The sequence below is a fragment of the Paraclostridium sp. MRS3W1 genome, assembly GCF_032465715.1.
Lineage (GTDB): Bacteria > Bacillota > Clostridia > Peptostreptococcales > Peptostreptococcaceae > Paraclostridium > Paraclostridium dentum.
Genome location: NZ_JAWDJM010000149.1, coordinates 73,482 through 79,708 on the forward strand (window position 1 = coordinate 73,482; position 6,227 = coordinate 79,708).

Here is a 6,227-nt window from a genome sequence, read left to right on the forward strand (position 1 = left end):
TAAACATACAATTTTTACAATAAGTTAATACCAGATTGTTCACATTTTTTTATCATATCTTTGGGCCATATACCTACTTGAACTTCACCTATATGAGCTTTATTTAGAAAATACATACAAATTCTAGATTGACCAATTCCTCCACCTATAGTGTATGGTAATTCTCCTTTTAATAAAGACTTATGATAATCTAATTCTTTTCTATCTTCACATTTAGATAGCTTTAATTGCTTTTCTAGGCTTTTTTCGTCTACTCTTATACCCATAGATGAAAGTTCTATCGCATTATCTAATACTGGGTTGTAAAATAATATATCTCCATTTAATTCCCAATCGTCATAATCTGGACTTCTTCCATCATGCTTGTCTCCGGTAGATAATACTTTACCTATTTGCATTAAAAACACAGCGCCTTTTTCTTTTACAATTTTATCTTCTCTTTCTTTTGGCGTTAAACTCGGATACATATCTAAAAGTTCTTGAGATGTTATAAATGTAATCTCTTCAGGTAAAGTTTTTTGTATTTCTGGATATATACTACTTACATGTTCTTCAGTTTCTTTAAAAACTGAATAAATATTTTTTACAATACCTTTTAAAGTATCTATGTTTCTTTCTTTTTTATCTATTATTAATTCCCAATCCCATTGGTCAACATATATTGAATGAATGTTATCTAATTCTTCATCTTTTCTAATAGCATTCATATCTGTATATAATCCTCTTCCTATTGAAAATCCATATTTTTTCAAAGCCATTCTCTTCCATTTAGCTAAAGAGTGAACTATTTCTGCATTTTTCTTTATATCTGGAACTTCAAAACTTACAGCCTTTTCAGTTCCATTTAAGTTATCGTTTGTTCCTGTCTCCGGTAGAACAAATAATGGTGATGATACTCTTGTAAGTTTTAATGTTTCTCCTAGTCTACTTTCAAAAAAATCTTTTAAATCTTTTATAGCTTGTTGTGTTTGAATTACTTCTAATTTTGATTCATATCCTTTTGGTATTATTAAACTCATATTAATACTCTCCTTTACATTTTTTATTTTAGAGAGTATGACGTCATACATTTTTAACTTATAGTGTGGCCATCACTATTTATTGCATAAAAAAAACTCTCATCTCTATATAAATATAGGGACGAAAGTTTATATTTCCGCGGTGCCACCCTGATTAACCTGAATATATTATCAAGTTCTCTCAAATAACGCAGCAAGACAAATCTTAGTGCGTTCCAACTTGATAACGGTTTGGTTCCGTCTAAGCCTACTCTTTAAAATTTCGGTTAGCAACTCCAGGATGTTCTTCAATATAGGCTTCGTGTTGGACTCACACCATAACCAACTCGCTCTTGACTACTTCCTATATATACTCTTCCTTTCAACGTCTTTTTAAAAGATTTGAAATTGTTTAAAGTAATTTTATTTCAATATATGATTTATGTCAACTAAAATTTCTTATCAAATCATTTTTTATAATTTAATTAAATATATAATTTGTTATTTTCTTATTTTTTTATATTGTTTTTATTCCAATTAACTTTATTTTTTATTCTATTTTATGTTTTTTAATTTATTTTCAAAAAACTTTATTTTTTCAGAATTTTTCTTCAAAATAAAAAAGCTACTATTTTATAGTAGCTTTTTTTATTTAAGATATTACATATTGAAAGTTTTATCTACGTAAGCTTTTATCTCTTCTGCTGTTCCCATAGTTAATACTTCATTAGCAAATTTTTTCATATCTTCATAGTTAACAGAAGTTATGAACTTTCTAGCTGGAAGTATAGATATTGGAGACATAGAGAATTCATCAAGTCCCATTCCTAAAAGAATAGGTATCATTCTTTGATCTCCTGCAGCTTCTCCACACATTCCTACCCATTTACCTTCTTTATGAGCATTATCTATTACCATTTTAATAAGTCTTAATACAGCTGGGTTAAATTGATTATATAAATAGCTTATTTTTTGGTTCATTCTATCTACTGCACAAGTGTATTGTATTAAGTCATTAGTTCCTATAGAGAAGAAGTCTACATGTTTAGCTAATATGTCTGATATTACTGCTGCAGATGGTATTTCTATCATCATTCCAACTTCTACATCTTTAGCATATTCAATTCCTTCAGCATCCATCTCAGATAAAACTTCTTTTATTATCTCTTTAGATTTTAATAGTTCTTCTAAAGAAGATATCATAGGGAACATTATTCTTAATTTTCCATGTACACTAGCTCTATATAAAGCTCTTAATTGAGTTTTAAATATATCTGTTCTATCTAGACATAATCTTATAGCTCTATATCCTAAAAATGGATTCATTTCTTCGTCCATTTTGAAATATTTTAATTCTTTATCCCCACCTATATCTAATGTTCTTATTACTATAGGTTTTCCATTCATACCTTCAAGAACTGCTTTATATGCTTCATATTGTTCTTCTTCACTTGGGAAATCATCTTCCTTATCCATGTATAAGAACTCAGTTCTATATAGTCCTACACCTTCTGCATCATTTTTTATTAATCCTTCTAAATCATTAGGGCTTCCGATATTCCCTGCAAGCTCTACATGTCTACCATCAAGAGTTATAGAAGTTTTTCCTATCAATTGTTTTAACGCTTCTTTTTCTTCATCGAACTTAGCCTTTAAATCTCTATACTCATTTATAACTTTTTCATCTGGATTAACTATAACTTGTCCTGTTTCACCATTGAATACTATAAAATCTCCATCCTTAACATTTTCAGTTACATCACTTAAACCTACTACTGCAGCTATCTCTAATGTTCTAGCCATTATAGCAGTATGAGAAGTTCTACCACCTATATTAGTTAAGAATCCTAAAACCATTTTTTTATTCATTGTTGCAGTATCTGATGGAGTTAAGTCATGAGCTATTAATATAACTTCTTCAGATAAAGCTGATAAATCTACAACTTTTATCCCTAATATATGTCTTAAAACTCTATTTGTAACATCCTTGATATCTGCTGCTCTTTCTCTCATATATTCATTGTCCATTGACTCAAATATACTTACAAACATTTCTTTAACTTCGTTTAATGCAAAGTCAGCATTTACCTTTTCATCTTTTATTTTAGCTATAGTCTGATCTATTAATTCTGGATCTTGTAAAACTAATAGGTGAGCTTCAAATATTTCAGCCTCATGTTCCCCTAATTCAACTTTAGCTCTTTCTTTTACTTGCTCTAACTCTTTTTTTGACTCTTCTACTGCAGCTTGTAACTTTTCAACTTCAGTCTCAACATTTTCTATGTTTTTTTTCTCTATATTAAGTTCGCTATGTTCTATAACCAAAGCTTTTCCTAAAGCTACTCCTGGTGATGCTCCTGTTCCTTTATACATATATGCGTCCTCCCATTGTCTTGTGTATACATTATATATTCAACAAACCTCGGTTTTCACCGAGGCTTTTTATTTTTTATTATTCTCCAAATCCGCTTTCTATTAACTCAACTAATGCGTTAACTGCTGATTCTTGATCTTCTCCATTAGCAACTACAACAACTTCATCTCCTTGAGCTAATCCTAAACTCATTATTCCCATTATTGATTTAGCATTTACAACTTTATCTTTTGCCTTTATCTCTACTGTTGATTTGAACTCAGATGCTTTCTTTACAAACATTCCTGCTGGTCTAGCATGTAATCCACTTGCATTTTTGATAGTTACTATTTTTTCCATTGTAATACCTCCATAGATTTCATTTGTTATATTTTGATATAAATATTTGCAATATTAATTTATGCCTTTATATCATTTATTATTATATTTGTTAAAAGTTTAGTAAACCTATTCCTATGAATTGTAATTATAGGTCTAGTTTCAAAACTAGATTCCCAATTCACATTAGAATTCATATTAGTATTTACTACTTCTACTACCTTATTAAAATCATATAAGTTTGTTCTATTTATATTATTTTCCTCAAGCTTTTTCTCATATATGCAATAAAATAAATCTTTATACGAGAAGTCTTTTGGTAAATTTAAACATTCTCCTAATTTTGGAATTATGTTTTCTAAAAGTGTTCTTTTACTTATATCTCTTTTTATGTTCAATGCCTTTGTTAATGATTCTATAGTTTCGTTGCTCAAGTTGCTTAACTTGTAAAAACAATAATCATCATCATATTTATATTCCTTGTTGAAATAATATCTTATACCATCATATCTGTCAAAGGTTTTCATAGCATCAAAATACCCTAGCTTAATGTTTTTACTTACATTGTCTGGATCTAGGTTTAGACACCCTCCTAGAGATTCTGACGGCACAATTATCTTCATATTCACATCTTGATGGTGATTTAAATTTATCTTTCCAAATAAATCATCAACTAGTCTTATAACAACAATATCTTCATATCCTTTTTCTCTTAATAAACTTACAGGTATATTATTATGAAATAAACCATCTAAAAATAATTTATCGTCTAATTTATCTAGTTTAAATATAGGCAAGCTAGCACTTGCAATTAGATAGTCTAGTAATTTTCCTTTTTCAATATTTTCTAAGAACATAGGGCTTGGAATTATCTTACCATCCCATACAACTGTTACTAAACCAAAATCTTTGTTGGAATTTCTTATAATATCTTCATCTATGGTCTTTTCTAATAAACTTCTAAATGGACTTATATCTATTCCTTTATTTTTTCTAGCTTTATTTATAAGAGATATCACTCTATTTATATTTTTAGGAGTAAAGTCAACATTTTTTATATTGTGATATGTTTCCTCATCCACATCCATAAAATGAGTGTAGTCATACTTAGTCCATATCTCTTCTAGTACCTCTAGGTTATTTTGGACTATATACGCTCCATTTAAGGCTCCTATAGAAGTTCCTGCAACACCTTTAAATTCTATCCCTAACTCTCTTAACGCCTTATATGCACCTAACTGGTAAGCACCCTTTGTGCCTCCACCTTCAAGTACTAATCCTTTCATAAATATCACCTTATATAAGTTATAAAGATATATCTTCCTAAAAACAAATATATTACAAGTTTCTCCCTATTTCAAGTAAAAATTATATTTTTTTATAATATTTATTCAATTTTAATTTTATGTTAGATTCTAAAAACAACATAGAAGCTTGTATTTTTAGCATTTCATTAAATTAAATATGCAAAATTTACTATTTTTACTATTTCACATCTAAATCGCTATTTACTATTTTCACTACTTTTAAGAACATCTTTTTCTCTATGGGATTTAGCTTTATATTTGACATTATATAGTTATTAGGGTCTATTAAATATATCTTTTTATAACCAGTTTTATAAAACATCATACAAACATTTTTAATATCAGAAAAATTATCTGCATCAAATGGATCTACATCTATTATTAAATTATACTTAGATGTTTTTATTCCCTTTATTTTATCTTTATAATCATTTACAAACGTTTTTATTTCATTGCTATTTAAATATCCATTAACTTTTATATACACTTTACTATTTTCACCTAAAACCTGAGTATATATCATAATTTCCCCCCTGTAAAATACATTTACTATGAATATATGTATATATACTTAATTTAGTGAATTTAGATTTAATGATTTTTTTATTAGCTCTTCTATTTCTTGTTGTAAATAATTTATCTCTTCATTTACTTTATTATCAAATTTAATATTTTTTATAATTTGTTTTGATAATTTTTCTATTTCTAAGTAATTTTCATCTTTAAAAATACTTATTTCCATAACTTTGTTCGGGTAATAATCATATAAATTTTTACCCATCTTTTTTGCAAACACCTTAAAATAATTATCATATATCTTTGAATTTAATAATCCTAATAAATATTCATATGAAAATTCTTCTTCATACTCTTTTTTTATACAAAATGAATATACATCAGCACTGCAAAAACTATTATTTTCATCAATAGCAAATTTATTTTCATTTGACTTATATGGGTACATTATCTTTTTTCTTTCAAACATTGATTTATCTCTACCCCATTGTAATTGATACCATTTGCGAGTGTTTTTTTTGCATTCTCTTCTATTTTGCAATTTATTTTTATAATTTTGTATGTATTTTATAGATTGTACATAATTATTTATATCATTTATATCATCACTATATATAAGTTTTAAGTCACTTTTTTCTATATAATATTTCTTAATATTTTTATTTTTAATCCAATTTTTCACTATATCTTTTTCTATATTATTACATTGTATTT

The 6,227-nt window shown here is 27.1% G+C and carries 6 protein-coding genes and 1 other annotated feature; all 6 genes read right to left on the reverse strand.

From position 1 onward, the window contains the following. Positions 1–14 precede the first annotated feature (14 nt). Positions 15–1,019 carry an aspartate--ammonia ligase gene (gene asnA, locus RWY47_RS12180; RefSeq protein ID WP_025162724.1) on the reverse strand — a complete coding sequence of 335 codons (1,005 nt, stop codon included), beginning with the start codon at positions 1,017–1,019 and terminating at the stop codon, positions 15–17. A 114-nt stretch (positions 1,020–1,133) separates the two neighbouring features. Next, positions 1,134–1,393, reverse strand: a binding site (T-box leader). Between the two features lie 265 nt (positions 1,394–1,658). Continuing rightward, on the reverse strand, positions 1,659–3,371 hold the full coding sequence (ptsP, locus tag RWY47_RS12185) for a phosphoenolpyruvate--protein phosphotransferase (protein WP_224170839.1): 1,713 nt from the start codon (positions 3,369–3,371) through the stop codon (positions 1,659–1,661). Positions 3,372–3,450: 79 nt separating this feature from the next. Continuing rightward, entirely contained in the window at positions 3,451–3,711 is a 261-nt protein-coding gene (locus RWY47_RS12190) for an HPr family phosphocarrier protein (protein WP_021429993.1), read from the reverse strand. Positions 3,712–3,770: 59 nt separating this feature from the next. After that, positions 3,771–4,976 carry a patatin-like phospholipase family protein gene (locus tag RWY47_RS12195; RefSeq protein ID WP_224170838.1) on the reverse strand — a complete coding sequence of 402 codons (1,206 nt, stop codon included), beginning with the start codon at positions 4,974–4,976 and terminating at the stop codon, positions 3,771–3,773. Between the two features lie 199 nt (positions 4,977–5,175). After that, positions 5,176–5,520 (reverse strand): hypothetical protein, encoded by a 345-nt coding sequence (locus tag RWY47_RS12200; RefSeq protein WP_021430017.1) that lies wholly within the window; start codon positions 5,518–5,520, stop codon positions 5,176–5,178. A gap of 48 nt (positions 5,521–5,568) precedes the next feature. After that, a partial coding sequence (locus RWY47_RS12205) for a TaqI-like C-terminal specificity domain-containing protein (RefSeq protein WP_316030340.1) occupies positions 5,569–6,227 on the reverse strand: 659 nt, incomplete at its 5' end.